The sequence below is a fragment of the Salmonella sp. 32082101201600294FB01SM01 genome (assembly GCF_017572865.1).
GTDB lineage: Bacteria > Pseudomonadota > Gammaproteobacteria > Enterobacterales > Enterobacteriaceae > Salmonella > Salmonella enterica.
Genome location: NZ_JAGESB010000001.1, coordinates 871,690 through 895,395, shown reverse-complemented (window position 1 = coordinate 895,395; position 23,706 = coordinate 871,690). Strand labels below are relative to the sequence as shown.

The 23,706-nt window shown below is 52.7% G+C and carries 25 protein-coding genes; 7 read left to right on the top strand and 18 right to left on the bottom strand.

Features of this window, described 5'->3' with window-relative positions; genetic code table 11:
* Positions 1-8 precede the first annotated feature (8 nt).
* From thiK to hinT, 4 genes are read right to left on the bottom strand one after another with little or no spacing between them, the layout of a single operon-like run.
* A complete protein-coding gene (thiK, locus tag J4645_RS04285) occupies positions 9-833 on the bottom strand; it encodes a thiamine kinase (RefSeq protein WP_023214948.1) in 825 nt (274 codons plus the stop codon).
* On the bottom strand, positions 814-1,452 hold the full coding sequence (gene lpoB / locus J4645_RS04280) for a penicillin-binding protein activator LpoB (RefSeq protein WP_000164359.1): 639 nt from the start codon (positions 1,450-1,452) through the stop codon (positions 814-816). The genes thiK and lpoB overlap by 20 nt, the downstream gene beginning before the upstream one ends.
* Before the next feature lie 13 nt (positions 1,453-1,465).
* Positions 1,466-1,840, bottom strand: a complete 375-nt coding sequence (locus J4645_RS04275; RefSeq protein ID WP_000589563.1) for a YcfL family protein — start codon at positions 1,838-1,840, stop codon at positions 1,466-1,468.
* A gap of 2 nt (positions 1,841-1,842) precedes the next feature.
* The gene (gene hinT, locus J4645_RS04270) at positions 1,843-2,202 is read right to left on the bottom strand and encodes a purine nucleoside phosphoramidase (protein ID WP_001532068.1); all 360 of its coding nucleotides are present in this window, start codon (positions 2,200-2,202) and stop codon (positions 1,843-1,845) included.
* A 341-nt stretch (positions 2,203-2,543) separates the two neighbouring features.
* Between hinT and fhuE the strand changes: the two genes are divergently transcribed.
* Complete coding sequence (gene fhuE, locus J4645_RS04265; protein WP_023214947.1) at positions 2,544-4,718, top strand: ferric-rhodotorulic acid/ferric-coprogen receptor FhuE; 2,175 nt, start codon at positions 2,544-2,546, stop codon at positions 4,716-4,718.
* Between the two features lie 84 nt (positions 4,719-4,802).
* Here the strand turns inward: fhuE and ptsG are convergent, their stop codons facing one another.
* From ptsG to pabC, 6 genes are all read right to left on the bottom strand, one after another.
* Positions 4,803-6,236, bottom strand: a complete 1,434-nt coding sequence (ptsG, locus tag J4645_RS04260; protein WP_000475705.1) for a PTS glucose transporter subunit IIBC — start codon at positions 6,234-6,236, stop codon at positions 4,803-4,805.
* A 294-nt stretch (positions 6,237-6,530) separates the two neighbouring features.
* Positions 6,531-7,328 (bottom strand): metal-dependent hydrolase, encoded by a 798-nt coding sequence (locus J4645_RS04255; RefSeq protein WP_000480268.1) that lies wholly within the window; start codon positions 7,326-7,328, stop codon positions 6,531-6,533.
* Between the two features lie 10 nt (positions 7,329-7,338).
* A complete protein-coding gene (gene holB / locus J4645_RS04250; protein ID WP_000872450.1) occupies positions 7,339-8,343 on the bottom strand; it encodes a DNA polymerase III subunit delta' in 1,005 nt (334 codons plus the stop codon).
* Complete coding sequence (tmk, locus tag J4645_RS04245) at positions 8,340-8,981, bottom strand: dTMP kinase (RefSeq protein WP_000535395.1); 642 nt, start codon at positions 8,979-8,981, stop codon at positions 8,340-8,342. The genes holB and tmk overlap by 4 nt, the downstream gene beginning before the upstream one ends.
* Positions 8,971-9,993, bottom strand: a complete 1,023-nt coding sequence (yceG, locus tag J4645_RS04240; RefSeq protein WP_000736471.1) for a cell division protein YceG — start codon at positions 9,991-9,993, stop codon at positions 8,971-8,973. The genes tmk and yceG overlap by 11 nt, the downstream gene beginning before the upstream one ends.
* Positions 9,994-9,995: 2 nt before the next feature.
* Complete coding sequence (gene pabC / locus J4645_RS04235) at positions 9,996-10,805, bottom strand: aminodeoxychorismate lyase (RefSeq protein WP_023197352.1); 810 nt, start codon at positions 10,803-10,805, stop codon at positions 9,996-9,998.
* Positions 10,806-11,219: 414 nt separating this feature from the next.
* Here pabC and J4645_RS04230 point away from each other — a divergent pair, with 414 nt between their 5' ends.
* The 6 genes from J4645_RS04230 to J4645_RS04205 all read left to right on the top strand — a co-directional run bounded on the left by J4645_RS04230 (position 11,220) and on the right by J4645_RS04205 (position 17,203).
* Positions 11,220-11,762: a fimbrial protein gene (locus J4645_RS04230; protein WP_023214946.1), complete on the top strand. Its 543-nt coding sequence runs from the start codon at positions 11,220-11,222 to the stop codon at positions 11,760-11,762.
* A 75-nt stretch (positions 11,763-11,837) separates the two neighbouring features.
* On the top strand, positions 11,838-12,515 hold the full coding sequence (locus tag J4645_RS04225; RefSeq protein WP_001046428.1) for a molecular chaperone: 678 nt from the start codon (positions 11,838-11,840) through the stop codon (positions 12,513-12,515).
* A gap of 23 nt (positions 12,516-12,538) precedes the next feature.
* Positions 12,539-15,094: a fimbria/pilus outer membrane usher protein gene (locus J4645_RS04220; protein WP_023136615.1), complete on the top strand. Its 2,556-nt coding sequence runs from the start codon at positions 12,539-12,541 to the stop codon at positions 15,092-15,094.
* Positions 15,095-15,131: 37 nt separating this feature from the next.
* A complete protein-coding gene (locus tag J4645_RS04215) occupies positions 15,132-16,130 on the top strand; it encodes a fimbrial protein (RefSeq protein WP_000754357.1) in 999 nt (332 codons plus the stop codon).
* Between the two features lie 12 nt (positions 16,131-16,142).
* Positions 16,143-16,664 carry a fimbrial protein gene (locus J4645_RS04210; protein WP_012513009.1) on the top strand — a complete coding sequence of 174 codons (522 nt, stop codon included), beginning with the start codon at positions 16,143-16,145 and terminating at the stop codon, positions 16,662-16,664.
* Positions 16,665-16,678: 14 nt separating this feature from the next.
* The gene (locus J4645_RS04205; protein ID WP_000068580.1) at positions 16,679-17,203 is read left to right on the top strand and encodes a fimbrial protein; all 525 of its coding nucleotides are present in this window, start codon (positions 16,679-16,681) and stop codon (positions 17,201-17,203) included.
* Positions 17,204-17,273: 70 nt separating this feature from the next.
* On the opposite strand, the gene fabF is transcribed toward J4645_RS04205, so the two are convergent.
* The 8 genes from fabF to yceD all read right to left on the bottom strand — a co-directional run bounded on the left by fabF (position 17,274) and on the right by yceD (position 23,677).
* Positions 17,274-18,515 (bottom strand): beta-ketoacyl-ACP synthase II, encoded by a 1,242-nt coding sequence (fabF, locus tag J4645_RS04200; RefSeq protein ID WP_000044666.1) that lies wholly within the window; start codon positions 18,513-18,515, stop codon positions 17,274-17,276.
* A gap of 85 nt (positions 18,516-18,600) precedes the next feature.
* Entirely contained in the window at positions 18,601-18,837 is a 237-nt protein-coding gene (acpP, locus tag J4645_RS04195; protein ID WP_000103754.1) for an acyl carrier protein, read from the bottom strand.
* Between the two features lie 155 nt (positions 18,838-18,992).
* Positions 18,993-19,727 (bottom strand): 3-oxoacyl-ACP reductase FabG, encoded by a 735-nt coding sequence (fabG, locus tag J4645_RS04190; RefSeq protein WP_000007236.1) that lies wholly within the window; start codon positions 19,725-19,727, stop codon positions 18,993-18,995.
* Positions 19,728-19,739: 12 nt separating this feature from the next.
* Positions 19,740-20,669, bottom strand: coding sequence for an ACP S-malonyltransferase (gene fabD, locus J4645_RS04185; RefSeq protein ID WP_000191343.1), 930 nt, complete (start codon positions 20,667-20,669; stop codon positions 19,740-19,742).
* Positions 20,670-20,684: 15 nt separating this feature from the next.
* On the bottom strand, positions 20,685-21,638 hold the full coding sequence (fabH, locus tag J4645_RS04180) for a beta-ketoacyl-ACP synthase III (protein ID WP_000288148.1): 954 nt from the start codon (positions 21,636-21,638) through the stop codon (positions 20,685-20,687).
* A 79-nt stretch (positions 21,639-21,717) separates the two neighbouring features.
* Positions 21,718-22,797, bottom strand: coding sequence for a phosphate acyltransferase PlsX (gene plsX, locus J4645_RS04175; RefSeq protein ID WP_001518286.1), 1,080 nt, complete (start codon positions 22,795-22,797; stop codon positions 21,718-21,720).
* A gap of 133 nt (positions 22,798-22,930) precedes the next feature.
* The gene (gene rpmF, locus J4645_RS04170; protein ID WP_000290727.1) at positions 22,931-23,104 is read right to left on the bottom strand and encodes a 50S ribosomal protein L32; all 174 of its coding nucleotides are present in this window, start codon (positions 23,102-23,104) and stop codon (positions 22,931-22,933) included.
* A gap of 51 nt (positions 23,105-23,155) precedes the next feature.
* Positions 23,156-23,677 carry a 23S rRNA accumulation protein YceD gene (gene yceD / locus J4645_RS04165; RefSeq protein WP_001174492.1) on the bottom strand — a complete coding sequence of 174 codons (522 nt, stop codon included), beginning with the start codon at positions 23,675-23,677 and terminating at the stop codon, positions 23,156-23,158.
* Between the last annotated feature and the right edge of the window lie 29 nt (positions 23,678-23,706).

The following is a 23,706-nucleotide window of genomic DNA, read 5'->3' as shown; positions in this document are numbered from 1 at the left end:
TGCTCTCCTTATCCTTTCATACGTAGCTGGCGCCAGGTTTCATCGGCCAGCCTGATAAATTGTTGCTCGCCGGTTTGTCGCCAGCGGTATTCGAACCACCCTGCTTTTAGCATAATGACCCACGGGTGCCATAATCGTATCTGTCGCCATAGCTGCCGGGCGTCGATTCGCGCGCGCGCAGCATAAGCGTCTGCCAGTTGTCGGTGCTGGCGTTCATCCTCAACCCATACTGCCGCCAGCTCCAACGCAATATCGCCGTCTCCGGCATACTCCCAGTCAATCAGTCTCAACCCAGCGGGCGTTAATACTATATTGTCGCCATGGACATCCATATGCAAAGGCGCGAGCCGCAGCGGGCGAGGTTCACCGTTTTTTTGCAACTGTTTGAGCCGCCGCAACCAAAACGGCGTACGCCTTGCCGGATCGCAACACGACCAGTACTGCGCCAATAGTGGCGATAGCGCGATACGCCAGCCAAAACGCGGCTGTTGATGCAAATGATACAGTAAGGCCGCCAGTTCGTCGGCATCTGGCAAAGCGGAATTTACCACACCATGCAGATATTCTACCGCCATCCAGCCTGGCGTATAAAAAAGCGCTCGCGGCGCAAGACTGGCCGGCAATTGGGATAAGGCGCGGTAATGACGTAAAAAATGGGCTGGTGGAGCGTCGGGGTCGTGATGACGACGCAGCACGACACGGTGAGTATCGTGAGCAATAATACAGCTCCCGCCGCTTAGCCCCTGCGATGCGGCGACGGCGGGACGATACTGGGGAAAATAGCGCGACAGGATCTCGTCGCGCGTTAAGGGATTATTGTTGTTGGACTGCACCTTTACCTGACCAGATTATCTCGCCCGTTTGCACCAGCATTAACTGCATCTGTAATGCAGGCGCGTTAACGTTACCGGATGCGCTGGAGTAAAGTACATATTGCGCCCCGACATTGCGCGCAATGCCAATAGCTTTACTGCGCGTTCCCAGACTATCCTGCGGAGACAACCCTAACTGTTGTTTTGCCATCGAGAGTTGCTGTACGGAGACCAGCGTAAATTTACCGTTGTTCGCCAGCGCATTACGTAACGTTTCCGTTGCCTCGTTCGCATTTAACGACCCATTCGTCCGGTTATTCACGCTGTCGACAAGCAATACGCTTCCGGCCGTCACGCCATCAGCCTGCAACATTTTGCTGACCAGCGGTTGCATCGCGCCGTTCCAGTCATAGTGGCGCACCTTAGGCGCTGGCTGGCCCGTTTGATCTTCATGTTCGATCGGCCCCGGTTGCTGTGGAATGGTTGGCACAGACGGCACAACAGGAGGCTGTGGTGGCTGCGCGGGTTGTTCTGGCGCTGGTTTTACCTCTTCAACTGGCGCAGGTTGACGTTGCGCCATACACCCGGAGAGAAATATCGCCAGCGCAGCAATGGCAGCGTAGCGATGCATTTTTGTCATCAAAATTCACTCCTCACAAATAAAGATAAAGCCTGACCTTATGCGCCCCCAGATAATTGGCGCTGCCAAATAGCGTTACCGACGAACGCGCGGGTATGGTTACGCTACGCGGCGCCTCCAGCGGATGCATCTCCAGCCCCCGCGCGTCATACCAGTAAAACCGATAATGAACGGTTATGGGCTCTTGCCTTTCGTTATAGACGCGGGAAGAAGCTGATGGCTGGATATCAGACGCCGTCAGTTCAGGCGGCTCTGCGGTGACCCCCGCCGCCAGAACCGTGGACTCCATCACCAGCGACTGCGCGTCGCTTACCGGAATTTCAGGGTGTGACCGGCAGCCGGTAAGCAGCAGCAAGCCCAGAGAAACCGCGATGCATCCTTTGATCATATTTACAAGCCTTTATGCGCCAGCATCGGGCCTAGCGGGCGGCCGCCCAGTAGGTGCATATGGATATGATAAACCTCCTGGCCCCCATGACGGTTGGTATTCATGATTAAACGATACCCATCCTCGGCAATGCCTTCCTGTTCGGCGATTTTCGCCGCCACGGTGATCATCCGACCTAACGCCTGTTCATGTTCCGCCGTCACGTCATTGACGGTTGGGATCAGAATATTGGGAATAATCAAGATATGCGTCGGCGCCTGCGGTGAAATATCACGAAAGGCGGTGACCAGCTCATCCTGATAAACGATATCCGAAGGGATTTCACGACGAATAATTTTGCTGAATATAGTTTCTTCTGCCACGACGTTTTCCTTTTTCATAATAGCCCTTGCAGCGCACATGCTACGCCGAGCCATACTGCGAGTATAGAGTATGAGCGAGTTACCGACGCTCTTTCAACTTTAACCCACGATTTATTAAGCGAAAAATGACTACATGCTGGACTTACCGCCATATCCCCCTGCCATGACGCCTTTGTACGCTTAAAAAATATTTTTAGTTTGCCTGTTTATACCGTTTTACACATTTAATACAAATGCGTATATTTCTCATTTGCATTTTTATGCGCATTAACTAGCAAAGAATGAAAAGGTTCAACGTCATACGTCCTGAACTTACCCCAATAACAAGCAAGGATTTTCAGATGTCTTTCATTCAATACCGCCGGGACAAACACCTTCAGTCCACCGCCGCACCGTCGCTGTTAGCTATGGGTATGGCGATGGCATTTATGCCTGTCGCCTTCGCGGCTGAGGATACCGTTATTGTCGAGGGCGCGACGACCGCTGACGCCGTAAACCGCGAAGAACAGGATTACAGCGTGAAAACGACCGCAGCGGGCACCAAAATGCCGATGACTCAGCGCGATATCCCGCAGTCGGTCAGTATTGTCAGCCAACAGCGTATGGAAGACCAGCAGTTGCAAACCCTGGGCGAGGTGATGACCAATACGCTGGGGATCAGCGGAAGCCAGGCTGACTCCGATCGCATCAGCTATTACTCGCGCGGGTTTGAAATTGACAACTATATGGTTGACGGTATTCCAACGTATTTTGAGTCCCGCTGGAATCTGGGCGATGCGCTAACGGATACCGCGCTGTATGAGCGCGTGGAGGTGGTTCGCGGCGCGAATGGGCTGATGACCGGAACCGGTAATCCTTCTGCCTCAATAAATATGATTCGTAAACACGCCACCAGTCGGGAGTTCAAAGGTAACGTCTCCACAGAATACGGTAGCTGGAATAAGCAGCGTTACGTCATGGATCTGCAAAGTCCGCTCACCGCAGACGGCAATGTCCGTGGGCGCATCGTGGCGGGTTATCAGAATAATGATTCCTGGCTGGACCGCTATAACAGTGAGAAAGCGTTCTTTTCCGGAATTGTCGATGCCGATCTGGGTGCAACCACTGGCCTTTCAGCCGGTTATGAATATCAAAAAATTGATGTCAATAGCCCGACCTGGGGCGGTCTGCCGCGCTGGAACACCGATGGCAGCAAAAATAGCTATGACCGCGCGCGTAGTACCGCCCCGGACTGGGCTTATAACAACAAAGAGATAAATAAATTCTTCGTCACGCTTAAGCAGCGTTTTGCCGAAAGCTGGCAGGCGACCCTGAATGCGACCCATACTGAGGTCAAATTCGACAGTAAAATGATGTATATCGATGCGTTAGTCGATAAAGAGACAGGTACGCTGGTGAGTCCTTATGGCGCAAGCTACCCCGTGGTCGGCGGTACGGGCTGGAACAGCGGCAAGCGCAAAGTAGATGCCATAGATCTCTTTGCCGATGGCGCTTATGAGCTGTTTGGCCGTCAGCACAATATGATGTTTGGCGGCAGTTATAGTAAGCAGAATAACCGCTATTTTAGCGCCTGGGCGAACGTCTTTCCGGACGACATTGGCAACTTCAGCGCCTTTAACGGTAATTTCCCCAAAACCCACTGGGCGCCACAAAATCTGGCGCAGGACGATACCACGCATATGAAATCGCTGTATGCCGCTACGCGCATTTCGCTGGCTGATCCGCTGCATCTGATTCTTGGCGCTCGTTATACCAACTGGCGTGTTGATACACTGACCTACAGCATGGAGAAAAACCATACCACGCCGTATGCCGGGCTGATTTATGATATCAACGACAACTGGTCCGCTTATGCCAGTTATACCTCTATCTTTCAGCCGCAGAATAAACGTGACAAAGCAGGTCAATATCTGGCTCCGATTACCGGTAATAACTATGAAGCGGGCCTGAAGTCCGACTGGATGAACAGCCGCCTCACCACCACGTTGTCCGTGTTCCGCATTGAGCAGAATAACGTCGCTCAGGCAACCACTATTCCCATCCCTGGCAGTAATGGGGAGTTTGCCTGGAAGTCTACTGACGGAACGGTGAGCAAAGGCGTCGAATTTGAAGTGAACGGCGCAATTACCGATAACTGGCAGATGACTTTCGGGGCTACCCGGTATGTTGCCGAGGACAATGAAGGTAACGCCGTGAACCCTAATCTCCCGCGCACCAGCGTGAAGTTATTCACCCGCTATCGTCTGCCGGCGATGCCGGAGCTGACGGTCGGCGGCGGCGTGAACTGGCAGAATCGGGTTTACAAAGATACCACGACGCCGTACGGCACTTTCCGCGCCGAACAGGGCAGCTATGCGCTGGTCGATCTGTTTACCCGCTATCAGGTGACGAAAAATTTCTCCGTACAGGGAAACATCAACAACCTGTTCGATAAAACCTACGACACCAATATTGATGGTTCCATTGTTTACGGCGCGCCGCGTAACGTCAGCCTCACCGCCAATTATCAGTTCTGACAGACTGTCGGAGAGCGGCATATAAAGCGCCATTAAAAAAGGCAGCCGAATGGCTGCCTTAATTCTCCCCAACATCATTACTGCTTAGCTGTTACGGATGTACTCATCCATTTCCGTTTTCAGGTTATCGGATTTCGTACCGAAAATAGCCTGAACGCCGGAACCCGCGACGACAACGCCTGCCGCGCCCAGTTTCTTCAGGCCAGCCTGATCCACTTTCGCTACATCGGCTACGCTCACGCGCAGACGCGTGATACAGGCATCCAGGTTAGTGATGTTCTCTTTACCGCCAAACGCCGCAACCAAAGCCGGCGCCATTTCGCTGGTCGCGCCCGCTTTTGCGTCATCAGTAGTGTCTTCACGACCCGGCGTTTTCAGATCCAGCGCTTTGATCAGCACGCGGAACACGGTGTAGTACACAATCGCATAACCGGCGCCAACAATCGGGAACAGCCACAATTTGCTGCTGTTACCGGACAGCACGATAAAGTCGATCAGACCGTGGGAGAACGACGTACCGTCACGCATCCCCAGCAGAATACAGATCGGGAATGCCAGACCTGCCAGAATCGCGTGAATAATGTACAGGATCGGCGCCACGAACATGAAGGAGAACTCGATAGGCTCGGTAATACCCGTCAAAAACGAGGTCAGCGCGGCGGAAATCATGATACCGCCCACTTTTGCGCGGTTTTCCGGTTTAGCAGAGTGCCAGATAGCAATGGCCGCAGCCGGCAGACCGTACATTTTGAACAGGAAGCCGCCAGACAACATACCCGCCGTCGGATCGCCCGCCATATAGCGCGGAATGTCGCCGTGGAATACCTGACCCGCTGCGTTGGTGTATTCGCCGATCTGCATCTGGAAAGGAACGTTCCAGATATGATGCAGACCAAACGGCACCAGGCAACGCTCGATGAAACCGTAAATGCCAAACGCGACAACCGGGTTCTGATAAGCCGCCCACTGCGAGAACGCCTGGATAGCCGTACCGATTGGCGGCCATACGAAAGACAGCACCACACCGGTAAAAATAGCGGCCAGACCCGAAATGATCGGCACGAAGCGTTTGCCCGCAAAGAAGCCCAGATACTCAGGCAGTTTGATACGGTAGAAGCGGTTAAACATATACGCTGCGATCGCACCGGAGATAATCCCCCCGAGAACACCCGTATCAGCAAGGTGTTTAGCGGCGATCTCTTCAGCAGGTAAATGCAGAACCAGCGGCGCAACCACAGCCATGGTTTTCACCATGATGCCATACGCTACTACCGCCGCCAGAGCCGAAACGCCGTCGTTGTTGGTAAAGCCCAACGCCACGCCGATAGCGAAAATCAGCGGCATATTGGCAAAAACAGATCCGCCCGCTTCTGCCATAACGTGCGATACAACGGCTGGCAGCCAGCTGAAGTTAGCGGAACCGACACCCAGCAGGATACCTGCGATAGGGAGTACGGATACCGGCAGCATCAGCGATTTACCGACCTTTTGCAGGTTAGCAAATGCATTCTTAAACATAATTGAGAGTGCTCCTGAGTATTTGTGCTTTTCTACGTTCTCACGCATTGGCGAGGGGGGAGAACCCCGCCGTGGACAGGACATCTAAGTGCCCTTTTATTTATTACACAGAGTAAAATAAATACGTCTGATTTTGTTTGACGGCTATCACGTTTCAGCGCCAGATAGCCTAAAAAGTATCACATTCTGCCAAAATGGGTTTCCGAATGTTTCTATAAGCTCGCTCACCGCCCCTTTTGTGGCGGTGAACTTTACGCGTTTTGCTTATTAATTACGAGCTTTAAAAAAACTCGTTTAACGGATTGATGACAGACGAGACGCGTCAATATGGAACAGGCGAGCAAAGTTATCGGTGGTGATCTGCGCCAGTTCTTCAACGGCAACCCCTTTCAATACCGCCATATATTCTGCGACGTCGCGTACCATCGCAGGCTGGTTCTCTTTACCGCGATGCGGCACCGGCGCCAGATAAGGAGAATCGGTCTCGACTAATAACCGATCCAGCGGCACATAGCGCGCCGCATCACGCAACTGTTCAGCGTTACGGAACGTTACGATGCCGGAAAAAGAGATATAAAACCCCAGATCCAACAATTTGCCGGCCGTTTCTCTGTCTTCTGTAAAACAGTGTAGTACGCCGCCGCAATCCGTCACTTTTTCTTCGCGCAGGATAGCCAGCGTATCTGCACGCGCGTCGCGAGTATGGACAATCACCGGTTTATGCAATTCGCGGCCAATCTGGATATGATGAATAAAAGACGCCTGCTGGCGGATTTTGGTCTCAGGCGTGTAAAAATAATCAAGCCCGGTCTCGCCCATCGCCACCACATCGTCTTCTGCAGCAAGGAGGCGCAGTTCTTCTACGTCATACGCTTCATCCTGATTTAACGGATGCACGCCGCAGGAAAAGACCACATTATCGCGCTTGCCCACCAGCTCGCGCATATGGCGATACCCCGGCAGCGTCGTCGCCACCGCTAAACAGAACTTCACATCGCGCGCGGCGGCTTTCGCCAGCACATCGTCCACGTCCTTATGCAAAGATTGATAATCCAGACCATCAAGATGGCAGTGTGAGTCGACTAAAAACATAATGTCTCTCTCAAAGATGAGGAACAGGCAACAAGGTGCCTGGTTGCAGGTAATGCTCGATGCGGAGAATGAGATCGGTTAATACCAGTTCGCGGTTTAATCCGGTCACATGAAGTAATTGATCACGACAATGGCAAACATCGTTCAGGATTGCCTGAATACGCGCCGGGGATAGCGGCCCCGCCAGCGCGGCAACAACCGCGTCCGCATCAACGTTTGTCAGGTACGACGCGCCGTGCTGACGTTTAAGAGCATCAACCAGCAGCGTCGCCAGCCAGTGCAGGCGCGCCGGGGCTTGCTCATGATTGAGCGCCGTTAATAACGCATACCAGTCGCCCGTATGTAAACTGTCCATTAACGCCTGACACAGCGCCTCACGCTGCGCCCAACGTTCAGACTGCAACAGCGCCAGCGCGGCGCCGGGCGACCCCGCATTCAGGCGTAGCGCCGTGAGCAATGCTTCTTGTGACGCCGTCACTTCTCGCGACAGCCATGACATCGCATACGATTCGGACGGCGGCGCCAGATGATGCAGCCGGCAGCGGCTGCGTAATGTCGCCAACAGACGAGCAGGCTCCGGGCTGGCAAGGAAAAACCAGGTTTGCTCCGGCGGCTCTTCCAGCGTTTTGAGCAACGCATTGGCGGCGGCGTCGGTTAATAGCGCCGCATCCGCAATCCACACCACCTTCGCACCGCCCAGACGGGAGTGCTCGTACAATTTCTCGCTGACCTCGCGTACCGCATCTACGCCGAGACTGCTTTTGCCTTTATCCGGCGTCAGCGTGTAATAGTCCGGATGCGTGCCAGCCTGCATAAGCTGACAACCACGGCAATGCCCACAGCTTTTGTGGCCCTCAGGCTGCTGGCATAACAGATAACGGCTCAGCGCATAGCACAGCGCCTCGTCGCCCATGCCAGGTAAGGCCTGAATCAGTAGCGCATGGTGCCCACGTCCCGCCTGGTAACTTTCTACCAGTTTTTCATAGGCGGGCCGTAACCATGGATACCATTTCATGCCGCTTGCTCCTGCACCCACTTCGTCACAGTGGCGCGAATGTCGCGCATGACGGCATCCAGCGGCTGGGTCGCGTCAATGGTGCGGATACGCGAGTCTTGCGCCGCCAGTTCCAGATAGCGCGCGCGAGTCCGGTTAAAGAAATCAAAAGATTCCTGCTCAATGCGATCCAAATCGCCGCGCGCTCTGGCGCGTTTTAGCCCGACTTCCGGCGTGACATCCAGATACAGCGTCAGGTCAGGGCGAAAATCGCCCAGCACGGCATCGCGTAGTGTCGCCAGCATGGTTTGATCAATGCCGCGCCCTCCCCCCTGATACGCCTGGGTCGAGAGATCGTGTCGATCGCCGATCACCCATACGCCTTGCGCCAGCGCGGGTTTGATTACCGTTTCGACGAGCTGTACGCGAGCGGCATAAAACATCAGTACTTCCGCTTTATCGGTAATCACTTCGTCGCCTACCGCTCGAATATCCAGCACCAGACTTCTTAGTTTTTCGGCAAGCTGCGTACCGCCCGGCTCACGGGTAAAAATCATGTTACGAATACCCAGTTGCTCAAGGGTCTCCACCACCACGTCGCGCGCAGTGGTTTTTCCGGCGCCTTCCAGGCCCTCGATGACGATATAATTACTGCCCATTTTTTTCCTTAAGCACTTTCAGGTACTCCTGCACTGACCGATTATGGCTGGCAAGATTGGTGTTAAATGTGTGACCGCCTTTACCGTCGGCCACAAAATAGAGATACGGCGTTTTCGCCGGATGCGCCGCCGCCTGCAATGACGCTTCGCTGGGCGATGCAATCGGTCCTGGCGGCAGCCCGGTTATGGTATACGTGTTATAAGCCGTCGGCTTTTCCAGATCCGCACGCGACAAGTTACCATTATAACTCGTCCCCATCCCGTAAATCACGGTGGGATCGGTCTGAAGGCGCATACCGATTCTCAGGCGATTAATAAAGACTGAGGCCACCTGATCGCGTTCGCTGGCGACAGCCGTCTCTTTTTCAATAATCGAGGCCATTGTCACCAGTTGGTTCTGATCTTTATAAGGCAGCCCCTCGGCCCGGCCTTTCCAGACAGTATCGACAGTTTTCACCATCTTTTGGTGCGCTCGCTTGAGAATAGCGACATCGCTGGTGTTGGCGGTATACATCCAGGTATCGGGCCAGAACCACCCTTCTACCCATTCAGGATGCGCAAGCTTTAATGCCTGAGCGACAGTGGCGTAGTCATCATCCGGCAATGTATGGCGAATATACGGCGCCTCTCGTAGCTGTTTCAGGTAATCGCTAAGGCGCATCCCTTCCACAAACCGCAACGGGAATTGCGCTTCTTTGCCGCTCTCCAACAACTCAAGCATCTCCCGTACGGTCATCCCCGGCGTAAAACGGTAAGTTCCCGCTTTAAAGTGCGATAACTCAGGCTCCACGCGCAGCAGCCACTGAAATACCCGGGGGCGATTAATGATTTTTTCATCATAAAGCTGGTCGCCAAGCGCCAGCCGCCCCGTTCCCGCCTTGAGCGTAAAGATAGTCTCGTCTTTAATAAGTAACGTGCTGTTCGCCAGATGGCGAACTTTCCACATCCCCACGCTCGCGGCAATACCCAGCACAACCAACAGCAGAAGGAAAACGCCTGACAATTTTTTCATAACTAATTCGGATGCTCACAAAATGGGGCTAAAAATTGAAACAGTGTTCGCGAAGAATACGACGTCCCGTGATAGGCGCGTATGGGAATAATCGGCATTAGCGCGTTGCAGATGATAACCTCATCCGCCTGCCTGACCGCCTCCTCTCTCGCCTGAACTTCAAGGACCTGGAAAGGAGATTGCGCCAGTTGGCGTAAACAAAATTGTCGCATAATGCCGTTCACCCCGGCCTGATCCAGACGCGGCGTAAAAACAATGTCGCCTGTACGCCAGAACAAATTAGCCGCACAGCATTCCGTAACCCATCCCTCGCTGTCAAGAACCAGCGCCTCATCGGCGTCCGTCTGCTCAAGATGAGAGCGAATCAACACCTGTTCGAGGCGGTTCAGATGTTTTAATCCGGCAAGATAAGGATTGCGCCCAAGCGGTATGGGACTAAGGGTAAGAGTGATGCCCTCGTCTTTCCAGCGGGCGTAGTGGGCAGGATAAGGCGACACGCTAAGAATCCGTGTGGGTAATTGACAACTGGCGGCGCTGTAACCGCGTCCGCCTGCGCCGCGGGTAATCATCACTTTCAGCACGCCTTCCCGATGCGGTTGTGCCAGGCAGCGCATCTCTTTTACTAATGCATCCCAATCGTTAAAGGGGATCGCCAAACGAGAGCACGTTTCTTCCAGGCGAGCCAGATGACGGGAAAACAAGGCAATCTCCCCCGCCGCGATCCGCGCAGTGGTAAAGCAACCGTCTCCGAACTGCACCCCCCGGTCATTCACCGCGAGTCGTTCAGTGGATTGGCCGTTAATCAGATACATTCATCCTCCAGATAACCGCCCATCAGAGTGTCAGGGGAATGGCCTGCGCGCAAGGACTTTGCCAGCAAGATAACACGTTATTTATCAGGTTTTCCTTATTTTAATAAGAAAAGGCATATTTATGTCAACCATAACAAATAAATTATAGCAATAATATTAATCACAGCACCTTAAATGAGGAAATTAATTTATTTAGCGAATATATTTAGCAAAACAAAAAGCATTAATTAGATATTATTTATAGTCATAACTTTCACATATGGTCAAAATGTAATTGGGTATCGTCTGACGTTACCCTATCATATTTAATACTGCAATTAGAAAGTCATAATTAATATATTTATTACTCAAAGCCTATTTATCGTGCGCTGAGTAATATCTACGTATCGAGTCGACCATGAAAGGACATTTTTAATGAAAGGAAAATTTGCCGCTGCCGTATTATTCACCGCAATGGGGCTTGCTTCGACTGCAATGGCTCAGGATGGCCAGGTTAATTTTACCGGCAAAATCATCGAAGCAGGTTGCAAAATTAACGGCAGTGTCACCAGTTCTCAGGATGTCAAGCTGGGCGAGGTCTCTAAAACAGCGTTTACCGCCGCTGGCTCAACGGCAGCAACCACCAAGTTTTCATTGGTATTAACCGCCTGCCCTGCAGATCTGCTGGGGAAACCGGTTTCCGTAAAATATGACGGTATGCCGGACACCCTGAATAACGACTATCTGCAAATTACCGGTTACGGTACTATCGGCGTCGCTAAAGGTGTCGCTATCCAGTTGTTGAATAGCGATACCAGCGAACTGCCGCTGGGTACTGAGTCTAAATCCGTTACCATTGCCTCCGATGCGGCAGAAGAAACGAACCTCGACTTTTTCGCCCGTTATATCGCGACAGAAGATAGCGTATCAGGCGGCGATGCCAACGGCGTCGTTAACTTTACCCTGACCTACAACTAATCGCGCGGAATTTATTCTCTCGTTTTAGTAAACCAATAAAGCCGGATGGACCCGGCTTTGCTTTGGAGATACTCCATGAATAAATATAGTTTACTCACTGCCGCCACGCTTATATTCACTACGGCAACCGTACAGGCCGGTGTTATTATCGGCGGAACCCGTATTATTTATAACGGCGATAAAAAAGAAACGTCGATTAGCGTTAAAAATCCGGACCAATCTTCTTATCTCATTCAGTCATGGAGTGACGCCGGGGAAAAAAGCAGCGATAAATCGCCGTTTATGGTCACGCCGCCGCTTTTTCGTTTAGGCGCAGGGCAGGAAAATAATCTGCGAATTCTCCGTACTGGCGGCAATTTGCCGGAAGATCGTGAGTCCCTCTACTGGATGAATATTAAGTCGATCCCATCGACGACAGAAAAGCAGGATAACGTTAACACTCTGCAAATTGCGGTGAAAACCCGCATTAAATTAATTTACCGTCCGCAGGCGTTGACGGAGCAACCGGAAAACGTCACCGCGAAGCTGACCTGGCAGCACAGCGGTAACCGTCTTACCGTGACCAATCCCACAGCCTACTATATGAACTTCAGCACGGTGAAGATAGGAACCAGCACCGTGAAAGACGCTACCTATGTCGCGCCGATGAGTTCCGCCAGCTTTACCGCGCCCGCCGAAGCCAGCGGCGACGTAACCTGGACACTTATTAACGATTTCGGCTCTATCGGGTCTGAACACCACACACGCCTGTAAGACCACACCGAAAGGATATCGGGATGAATGCAGACGCATACAAAAAAATAATGACGCTCAGTCGAATCGCCTGCTTTATCGCCCTGCAGTGCGCACTGCCAGCCGGTAACACTGCGTTTGCCCGCGAATATTTTAACCCAGCGCTGCTGGGGATCGACGGGCCGGGAAAAGAGCTTACCGATCTTTCCGCTTTTGAAGAAGGCATCGGCCAAATGCCTGGCACCTATCGCGTTGACGTCATTGTGAATAAATCGTCCGCTGGCGTGCATGACGTTAATTTTGTTATGCAAAAAGATACGGCAGGCAACACCACTCTGCAGCCCTGCTTCAGCGTTGACTCGCTGCGCGAGTTCGGTATTCGTACCGACGCGTTTCCAAATCTTGCTGGTCACGGCGACTGCGCTAACCTGGCGGCGATCCCGCAGGCCAGCGCCGAGTTCGCCTTTGAACGCCAGCAGCTACGGCTGTCTATTCCGCAGGCCGCCGTAGACAGCCATGCCCGCGGCTACGTCGCCCCGGAACGGCTCGATGAGGGCATTAACGCCCTGCTGCTCAACTATAGCTTTTCCGGCGCCAACACCGAAGCGCGCCGCGGCGATATGACCGACTCCGACAGCTATTATCTGAGCCTGCGTCCGGGCCTGAATATTGGCCCCTGGCGCATTCGCAACTACAGCACCTGGAATCGCAACGTCAACGGCGATAGCGCCGATGAAAGCTGGGATTCGCTCTACACCTACGCCCAACGCAATATTATCGCGCTGAAAAGTCAGCTAACATTCGGCGACAGCACCGCGCCCTCCGAGCTGTTTGATAGTGTGCCGTTCCGCGGCGCACAGCTGGCCTCCGACGATGATATGTTGCCCGATAGCCTGCGTGGCTACGCGCCGGTGGTGCGCGGCATCGCCCGTACTAACGCGCAGGTAATTATCAAACAGAATGGTTACACCATTTATCAAAGCTATGTTTCGCCGGGCGCATTTGAGATTACCGATATGTACCCAACCGGCAGCAGCGGCGATCTTGACGTCACAATTAAAGAGGCCGACGGTAGCGAACAGCATCAGACGGTGGCCTTCGCCTCTCTGCCTATTCTGCAGCGCGAAGGGCGGCTGAAGTACAGCGTGACCAGCGGCCAGTATCGCCCCTATGAGAGCGATATTGACAAAAAAATGTTTACCCAGGCCACCCTGATTTATGGCCTGCCAGCCGGGTTTACGGTATATGGCGGGGGCCAGTTCTCACAGCACTACAAGTCCCTGCTCACCGGGCTTGGAAAAAACCTCGGCGAGTTGGGTGCCGTCTCGGTGGATGGCACTCAGGCATGGTCAACGCAAAAAGATCAGGATAAAGAGAGCGGCCAGTCCTGGCGCATCCGTTACAGTAAAAATATTCTCGAAACCGGCACCAATATATCCATTTCCGGTTATAGGTATTCAACATCAGGTTATTACACTCTCCCGGAAGTACTGGATACCTGGCGTGACGACGAGTCGCAAAATAATAACGACCGCCGCCGCAACCGTGCTGAACTTCAGCTTAACCAGAGTATCGGGGCGAGTCTGGGGTCACTGTCGCTCAATGCTATTAGCGAAGATTACTGGAACAGTGACCGGAAGATGCGCTCTCTCGGTGTGGGTTACAGTAATAGCTGGGGCGGCGTGACGTACAACATCAATTACAGCTATAACCGCAATACCACCGACAGTGACGATAGCGACAAAATCTACGATGAAGATCAGGTCTTCTCACTGAGCATAAACATCCCGCTCGACCGCTGGTTAAGTCACAGTTACGCCACTTACAACCTGAATACCAGCAAACGGGGCAATACCAACCATACCGTCGGGCTAAACGGGTCAGCATTAGAAGACAATAACCTGAACTGGAGTCTCCAGCAGAGCGAAACGAATCACGGCGAAGGGAATGGCGGTTACGCCAGCCTCGATTATCAGGGGACCTACGCACGAATGAATGGTGCCTACAGCTATGACAACGACCAGAAACGCGTTAACTACGGCATGGAAGGCGGCATTGTCGCCCACGCGCATGGTGTCACGCTCAGCCAGTCGTTGGGCGAAACCTCAGCACTGGTAGAAGCCCCCGGGGCGAATGGCGTTACGATAAGCAACCAGACGGGTGTAAAAACCGACTTCCGCGGTTACACCGTGGTGCCTTACGTGACGCCGTACCGTGAAACCGCCGTCTCACTGGATACCGAAACGCTGCCTGATGGTGCTGACGTCGACCTGACCAGCCAGATGATTACCCCCACGCGCGGCGCAATTGTACGCGCACATTTTGATACCCGTATCGGTAAAAGGGTACTCATGAATTTGTCACGTACCCCTACGGAGATAGTGCCATTTGGAGCGCTGGCAACGATAGAGGGTCAACCTGCGGATAAGAGCTTCATCGTGGGTGACCACGGGCAAGTCTATCTTACCGGTGCGCCCGAACGCGGAACCTTAAAGGTAACGTGGGGCCGTACAGCGAATGACACCTGTCACGTAACATTCAATTTAACAGAATTGAATGCGACTGATGGTGTGATGGAAACGCAAGAATCTTGTCGTTAATAACGATGACCATAATCGTCATAAGGAAAACGTATTCGTGAAAAAAACAGTCGGCCTTGCGTTGTTAATATCTGTGTGCCCGTTGATAACGTCCGTTGATGCTCTTGCAGGTATCATAAATACAAGCAGTGCGAATACATCAACTTTACCTTATAAATTCAGCTCCTTTACTATGCCGAGTTCGGCCGGGGGGACAACCTGGTTTGACGACTGGGGGGAACACTGGAAATTGCCAATAATAGCTAGCAGCCAAAAAGGTTATATTGATTTTACTGTGAATGGCGAACCGACAGGGGGAACGACTACTAATGACGCAACGGTGTATAAAACCAATAACCCGGGTGTAGGCATTGCCTATCAAATGACTTACACCCCAGCGGGCGTAGTAACCCCGGATAAAGATTATACGGCTCCATTTCGTTTAGACGTCGATAGTAATGTCAACGCATCCGGCGACCTAATTATTCGCTACATGCTGGTGCGTTTAACGGATGAACTACCGGCGGGCCCCATTACTGAGGTGCCAAGCGTTACTGTTTCTTATCATAACCCAGCGGATAGCGGATATGGAGATGTGACTTTCGTGGCCCGTTCTGGTGTGGCTAGTCAGCCAAAGTATACGGCTTGTGGAATTAACGCACCAACAGAAATTAAACTCAACCCACTTTATGGGAATAGCCTAAAAACGGGCGCACAAAATAGTATTCAGGCGCCGACGATAACGCTCACAAACTGCCCGGGGGCCATCAATGGTATCTCTTATAATTTTTCCGCAGTCTATGGAGCCCACGACGAGGCCAATGGGGTTCTTAATACTGTGACGGGTGATACCTACGCGAAAAATGTTTATGTGCAGATACAGAATACCGATGGTACGCCTCATACAATTAATTCAGCGATCGCGCTCCAGAATTATAACGGCTCCGGGGATTATGTGTTGCCTGACTTTAAAGTGTCTTATTTTATAGATGATGCTGAAAGCGTAACTGCGGGTAATGTCAAAACAGCCATTGAGCTTAAAGTTACTTACAACTAATAGGGATTATATATGATTGTTACAAACAGGAAAAAGACAGTGGCATTCATCATTGCGCTTGGTTGGTTATTTTCCTCATCCAGTCAGGCTGTCAATATTGATATCAGCGGTACCGTTATCGCCTCACCTTGTGTGGTTAACGGCGGCGATGAGTCTCTCGCTATTAATCTGGGGACCGGGATTCAGGCCAATACTCTGGAAACAAGTGGCAGCACTACCCCATGGGTTGAAAAGACATTGACGCTCACCGATTGCCCAGCCTCCACCACCTCATTTAGCGTAGCCTTTGCTGGCACCGCCGACACGGATACAGACTTCTACAAAAATACCGGCACTGCCACCAACCTGAAGCTTGAGTTAACGGATGACAAAAGCGAGCACGCCTATAAAAATGGCGCTGCTCTGAAGGACATCGCAATCCCATCCGACACGCATGCCTATGACCTGAAACTGCGCTCCCGTGCAGTGGCAACAGGCCTCGTGATGCCAGGCACCATCGAGGGCCAAGTACAGGCAACCTTCACCTACCAGTAATCCAGGACGGGACAATGGCGCAACAGATAAATAAACTGCTCCCCGCGTTGGCCTGTCTATGGGCGGTAAGCAGTATTTATTCCGTGCAGGCAACCGATATTAACCTGAGCGGTATAGTAATTGCTTCTGCCTGCATCGTGGATACGGGCACAAAGGAACAGACGGTCACGTTCCAGCAGGCACGCGCCGTTGATTACCTGAAGGTGGGCGATACCAGTGAGTGGCAGGATTTTGAACTGACCCTCTCCTCCTGCCCGCCATCAACTACTCAGGTGACTGCCCTGTTCAGCGGTGATGCCGACACTGACGATGCTACCAAATTCGCTAACAGCCAGGGCAGCGCTACCGGTATGGCACTGGAAATTATGACCCGCGATCATCAGACGGAAATCTCACCGGCGGATACGCTGGCCGTGAAAGTGAACGGCAATGACCACCGGGCCGTTTTCCCGCTCTCTGCGCGCATGTACACACCGACGGGTCGCGTAACGCCAGGGGAATTCAAGACTGTCGTTCAACTGAACTTTACGTACCAGTAGCCTTCAGATCAAGAATACATAAAAAAGCGGAGCGCCAGGCGCTCCGCTTTTTTATTCATAACAGTACTGACTAGATACGTTTGAAAATCAACGAACCGTTAGTACCGCCAAAGCCAAAGGAGTTACACAGAGCGTACTCCAGATCGCTGACCTGGCGCGCTTCATGCGGCACGAAGTCCAGATCGCAACCTTCATCCGGGTTATCCAGATTAATGGTTGGCGGAATGGCCTGATCGCGCAGCGCCAGAATAGAGAAAATAGACTCTACTGCGCCTGCGGCGCCCAACAGATGGCCGGTCATCGATTTGGTCGAGCTCACCATCACTCGGCTTGCGGCATCGCCAAAGACTGACTTAACCGCCTGCGTCTCAGCTTTGTCGCCGGCAGGCGTCGACGTGCCGTGCGCGTTGACGTAGCCAATCTGAGCAGGCTCAATCGCGGCATCACGCAACGCGTTAACCATCGCCAGCGCAGCGCCTGCGCCATTTTCCGGCGGCGACGTCATATGGTAAGCATCGCTGCTCATACCAAAGCCGACGATTTCAGCATAGATTTTCGCACCACGCGCTTTTGCATGTTCATACTCTTCAAGCACCAACATACCGGCACCGTCGCCCAGTACAAAACCATCGCGTTCTTTATCCCACGGACGGCTCGCCGCCTGTGGGTTATCGTTGCGGGTCGACAGCGCGCGCGCTGCGCCAAAACCGCCTACGCCCAGCGGCGTACTGGCTTTTTCTGCGCCACCCGCCACCATCGCGTCCGCATCGCCATAGGCGATGATACGCGCAGCATGACCGATGTTATGCACGCCTGAAGTACAGGCAGTCGCAATAGAGATGCTTGGCCCACGCAGGCCATACATGATAGTCAGATGGCCTGCTACCATGTTAACAATCGTCGACGGGACGAAGAACGGGCTAATCTTACGCGGTCCGCCTTTTACCAGCGAACTGTGGTTTTCTTCGATCAGACCGAGACCACCGATACCGGAGCCGATAGCGGCGCCAATACGGCTTGCGTTCTCTTCCGTCACTTCAAGGCCAGAATCCTGCATGGCCTGTACGCCAGCGACAATTCCATATTGAATGAAGGCATCCATCTTGCGCTGTTCTTTGCGCGAGATAATGTCATCACAGTTAAAATCCTTTACTAAGCCAGCAAATTTCGTTGCATAGGCGCTAGTATCGAAATGGTCGATCAGGCTGATGCCACTCTGACCGGCAAGGAGAGCTTTCCAGGTAGACTCTACGGTATTGCCGACAGGAGACAACATGCCCAGTCCGGTCACAACTACACGACGCTTAGACACGGTTGTCCTCCAGGGAGGGAAAATGATTCTAGTGGGACAAAAAGATAAAACTCAGGCGGTCGAACGACCGCCTGGAGATGTTCACTTACGCCTGGTGGCCGTTGATGTAATCAATGGCAGCCTGAACGGTGGTGATTTTCTCAGCTTCTTCGTCCGGAATCTCAGTATCAAACTCTTCTTCCAGAGCCATTACCAGCTCAACGGTGTCAAGAGAATCTGCGCCCAGGTCTTCAACGAAAGAAGCATTGTTGGTTACTTCTTCCTGCTTAACGCCCAGCTGTTCGCCGATAATTTTCTTAACGCGTTCTTCGATAGTGCTCATACTCTTAAATTTCCTATCAAAACTCGCTTTCGCGATGGTTTTCGTAGTGTATAAAATGTTGAAAAATTTGCAACTAAATCCCGGCAGGTCTTACCACGATTTTACGTTATTTTGCGGCCTTTCGCCCTAATAACGCAAATATTTTTCAATCGTGATTAAACCATGTACATTCCGCCGTTGACGTGCAGAGTCTCACCAGTGATGTAACTCGCTTCGTCAGAGGCTAAAAATGCAACCGCACTGGCGATTTCCTGAGCGCCGCCGAGGCGACCCGCAGGCACCTGCGCCAGGATACCCGCACGCTGATCGTCAGACAGCGCACGCGTCATGTCCGTTTCAATAAAACCCGGAGCCACAACATTGACAGTAATACCACGGGACGCAACTTCACGCGCCAGTGATTTACTGAAACCGATCAGGCCCGCTTTCGCCGCAGCGTAGTTTGCCTGACCTGCATTTCCCATGGTACCAACCACAGAACCAATAGTGATAATGCGACCACAACGCTTTTTCATCATAGCGCGCATTACCGCTTTTGACAGGCGGAAAACGGATGATAAATTGGTTTCGATAATATCGTTCCACTCATCATCTTTCATTCGCATCAACAGATTATCACGAGTGATACCGGCATTATTAACCAGGATATCCACTTCACCAAATTCTGCGCGAATATTTTCCAGAACAGATTCAATAGATGCAGGATCGGTCACATTCAACATCAAACCTTTCCCGTTAGCACCTAAATAGTCGCTAATGTTCTTCGCACCATTTTCACTGGTCGCAGTCCCGATAACTTTCGCGCCGCGGGCAACGAGAGTCTCTGCAATTGCGCGGCCTATGCCACGGCTTGCACCAGTCACCAGCGCAATCTTTCCTTCAAAGCTCATGGTTTTCCTCTTTTATTGCGTAAGTGCCGCAGACAGCGCCGCCGGCTCGTTCAGCGCCGACGCTGTCAGGGTGTCGACAATACGTTTCGTCAGACCAGTGAGGACTTTACCTGGACCCACTTCATAAAGATGTTCAACGCCCTGCGCCGCGATAAATTCCACGCTCTTCGTCCACTGTACCGGATTGTACAACTGGCGAACCAGCGCATCGCGGATAGCGGCGGCATCGGTTTCACATTTCACGTCAACGTTGTTTACTACCGGCACCGTTGGCGCGCTAAAGGTAATTTTGGCTAATTCAACCGCCAGCTTATCTGCCGCTGGTTTCATCAGCGCGCAGTGCGACGGTACGCTCACCGGCAGCGGCAGCGCGCGTTTCGCGCCAGCGGCTTTACAGGCTGCGCCCGCGCGTTCTACTGCCTCTTTATGCCCGGCGATAACCACCTGTCCCGGCGAGTTAAAGTTAACCGGCGAAACAACCTGCCCTTCGGCAGATTCTTCACAGGCTTTAGCAATAGAGGCATCATCCAGACCGATGATCGCAGACATGCCGCCAGTACCTTCCGGAACCGCTTCCTGCATGAATTTACCGCGCATTTCCACCAGACGAACGGCATCAGCAAAGTTGATGACGCCAGCGCAAACCAGCGCGGAATATTCGCCCAGGCTGTGACCTGCCATTAACGCAGGCATTTTACCGCCCTGCTGCTGCCAAACGCGCCAAAGCGCGACGGAAGCGGTTAATAACGCCGGCTGCGTCTGCCAGGTTTTATTCAGTTCTTCCGCTGGACCTTGCTGGGTGAGCGCCCACAGATCATATCCCAGAGCCGCAGAAGCTTCAGCAAACGTTTCTTCTACGATAGGGTAATTTGCCGCCATCTCGGCCAACATCCCAACGCTCTGAGAACCCTGACCGGGGAACACAAATGCAAATTGCGTCATGTTTAAATCCTTATACTAGAAACGAATCAGCGCGGAGCCCCAGGTGAATCCACCCCCGAAGGCTTCAAGCAATACCAGCTGACCGGCTTTAATTCGCCCGTCACGCACGGCTTCATCCAGCGCGCACGGCACAGAAGCCGCGGAGGTATTGCCGTGCCTGTCCAGCGTGACGACGACATTGTCCATCGACATGCCGAGTTTTTTCGCTGTCGCGCTAATGATACGCAGGTTAGCCTGATGCGGCACCAGCCAATCGAGTTCTGAGCGATCCAGGTTATTAGCCGCCAGCGTCTCATCGACAATATGCGCCAGTTCAGTGACCGCCACTTTAAAGACTTCATTGCCCGCCATCGTCAGGTAAATCGGGTTATCCGGATTTACGCGATCGGCATTCGGCAGGGTCAGTAATTCACCGTAACGGCCATCGGCATGAAGATGAGTGGAGATAATACCCGGTTCTTCAGAAGCGCTCAGTACGGCCGCGCCTGCGCCATCGCCGAAAATAATGATCGTACCGCGATCGCCAGGATCGCAAGTGCGGGCTAATACATCGGAACCGACCACCAGCGCGTGTTTAACCGCGCCGGATTTAACGTACTGGTCGGCGATGCTTAACGCGTAGGTGAAACCTGCGCACGCTGCCGCGACATCAAACGCCGGGCAACCTTTAATACCGAGCATACTTTGAATCTGACATGCCGCGCTTGGAAATGCATGCGTTGCTGATGTGGTAGCCACCACAATCAAGCCAATTTGGTCTTTATCGATCCCCGCCATCTCAATCGCGCGATTCGCAGCGGTAAAGCCCATCGTCGCGACAGTTTCATTCGGCGCGGCGATATGGCGTTCACGAATACCTGTACGAGTGACAATCCACTCGTCAGAGGTCTCAACCATTTTTTCCAGATCGGCGTTAGTCCGCACTTGTTCGGGCAGATAGCTGCCAGTACCAATAATCTTCGTATACATGTACGCTCAGTCACTTTTCGGTTATATACCGTTACCTGTAAACGTCTGGCACGCTGGCGGCGCCGGGGAGACAGCGATATTATCTGTGCGCCCGCAGGTTTACGCCTTTGCCATCGTCCAGCGGTTCAAATCCGGCTGGGTATACAGATTCCAGGCGAGCGGCAATTCGCTGAGGAACTTGTCGCTGCACCGCCTGCACTGCCTGTTCAATCGCGACTGCAAATGCTCGCTGATTGGCCGCACCATGACTTTTTATCACCGTGCCGCGCAATCCTAACAGACAGGCGCCATTATACTGGTCGGGGTTGAGGTGACTGAATCGCCTCGTCAGGCTTTTTTGTAACCAACGTTTTAATAACAGCAGCCACCACGACCGTTTTTTCCCTTCGCCCTGTGATTTCAGCAGTGAAAGGAACATTCTGACAACCCCCTCCATCGTTTTAAGTGTGACATTGCCTGTAAAGCCGTCACACACCAGTACATCGGTTTTTCCCGTCAGTAACTCATTCGCCTCAAGGTAGCCGATGTAATTGATGGTTGGAACTGTTTTTAACATTAAAGAGGCTTCGCGAATACTGTCGAGGCCTTTGGTTTCTTCTTCCCCGATATTGAGTAGCGCCACGCGGGGATTTTTGATCCCGACGACCTCTTCCGCCAAAACGGCACCCATCACGGCAAACTGCACCAGCATGGTACTGTCGCAGTCGACGTTGGCCCCCAAATCAAGCACTACCGTTTTGCCCTTTTGCTGGTGCGGTAATACCGTCACCAACGCCGGACGCTCAATCCCCTCAAGAGGCTTGAGCAATAATTTCGCCAGCCCCATCAGCGCCCCGGTATTACCGGCGCTAACGCAAGCTTCGGCTCGGCCTTCTTTCACAAGCTCCAGGGCCACACGCATGGATGTCCCGCGACTGGCGCGGATCGCCTGCGAAGGCCGGGCATCACTGGCAATAACTGACTGTGCAGGGATAATCTGCAGACGCGAACGTTGTTCAAAGTCAGCTTTGGCAAGTAATGGCGTGATAATATCGGGATTCCCGACTAAAAGAAGAGTGAGCTGCGAATTAGCGTTCAGTGCCTGCAATGCTGCAGGCACCGTCACGGAAGGACCAAAATCGCCCCCCATGACATCTAACGCCAGGGTTAGACGTGTCAAGGTATCGTCGCTGCCTGGTTCGGTGTTCTCCGCTTACGCGGAGAAATCCTCACTAAGCTTTATCACGCTTGTACTCTTCGGCTTTTACACCACAGGCACACCTGTGATGCAAAAGGCATCGAGTATCGCGCGATTACTTAGCGATGACCTTACGGCCGCGGTAGTAACCGTCGGCAGTGATGTGGTGACGCAGGTGTTTTTCACCAGAAGTTTTGTCTACAGACAGGCTGGTGACTGCGGTCAGAGCGTCATGGGAACGACGCATGCCACGTTTGGAACGGGTTGGTTTATTCTGTTGTACGGCCATGGACCTTACTCCTCAATTACGGTTTATCCCTGCGTCCGCGGGGAAGACCTATTACTTACGCTTTAAGCTGGCTAATACGGCAAATGGGTTTGGCTTTTGCGCTTCATCAGGCAGTTCGCCAAAGACCATGTCCGCCTCGGACACTTCACAGTGTTCAGAATCATGCACCGGAACTACCGGCAAGGCGAGGATGATTTCATCTTCAACCGTCGCCAGCAGATCGATTTCGCCGAATTCGTTTACCTCAATCGGCTCATACGCTTCCGGCAGTGCTTCAGCCTGCTCGTCGGAACGGACAGGGCTAAAACAATACGTTGTGTGAACCTGATGGGTAAACGGTTTCCCGCAACGCTGGCATTCGAGCGACACCGTAACGACCGCATCGCCGGTTAAAACGGCGAGACGCTGGTTATCGATAGCGAACGACATGGAGCATTCCACATCACTGTCCACACTGACTACAGACTCGGCAACGCGCTCAACCTGATCGGGGGTATAGATACCCTGGTAATCAAGGCGTTTTTGAGCGGTACGAACCGGATCAAGAGTCAGGGGTAATTTTACCTTTTGCATAGGGCGCGCATATTAACTTCGTAACGTCA